Origin of the sequence: Achromobacter sp. ACM03, from assembly GCF_014851665.1 — a bacterium.
Classification (GTDB): Bacteria; Pseudomonadota; Gammaproteobacteria; order Burkholderiales; family Burkholderiaceae_B; genus Achromobacter; species Achromobacter aegrifaciens.
Genome location: NZ_JACVAD010000037.1, coordinates 1 through 254 on the forward strand (window position 1 = coordinate 1; position 254 = coordinate 254).

Annotated in this window: 1 rRNA gene; it reads left to right on the forward strand. The window is 53.1% G+C overall.

The features are described from left to right. Positions 1 to 254: ribosomal RNA gene (locus IB257_RS31480) — 23S ribosomal RNA — on the forward strand; the annotation flags it as partial.

Genomic DNA, 254 nt, shown 5'->3' on the forward strand with positions numbered 1-254 from the left:
ACAGTCAGGAGGTTGGCTTAGAAGCAGCCATCCTTTAAAGAAAGCGTAATAGCTCACTGATCGAGTCGTCCTGCGCGGAAGATGTAACGGGGCTAAGCGATAAACCGAAGCTGCGGGTGTGCACTTTGTGCACGCGGTAGGAGAGCGTTCTGTAAGCCTGCGAAGGTGGCTTGTAAAGGCTGCTGGAGGTATCAGAAGTGCGAATGCTGACATGAGTAGCGATAAAGGGGGTGAAAAGCCCCCTCGCCGTAAGT